A 293-nucleotide genomic window follows, 5' to 3' on the forward strand; every position below is an offset into this window, starting at 1 on the left:
ATGGCGGTGTGCAGTTTCGGGTCCCAGTTCACCAGGCGCTTGCCGCGGTAAATCAGGCCATCTTCGTACAGGCGCACAAACGCTTCCTGAACGGCTTTGGACAGGCCCTCATCCATGGTGAAGCGCTCGCGGCTCCAATCCAGAGAGGAGCCCAGACGGCGCAGCTGGCGGGTGATGTTGCCGCCAGACTCGGCCTTCCACTCCCAGACTTTCTCCAGGAATTTTTCCCGGCCCAGATCGTGCCGGTCCTGACCTTCGGCAGCCAGTTGCCGCTCCACCACCATCTGGGTGGC

General features: G+C 62.5%; 1 protein-coding gene. It reads right to left on the reverse strand.

Annotated features, from left to right (window positions below; translation table 11 throughout):
• A partial coding sequence (locus tag B3187_RS06550) for a class I tRNA ligase family protein (RefSeq protein ID WP_286805254.1) occupies positions 1-293 on the reverse strand: 293 nt, incomplete at both ends.

This window comes from Marinimicrobium sp. UBA4209 (genome assembly GCF_002381585.1).
Lineage (GTDB): Bacteria > Pseudomonadota > Gammaproteobacteria > Pseudomonadales > Cellvibrionaceae > Marinimicrobium > Marinimicrobium koreense.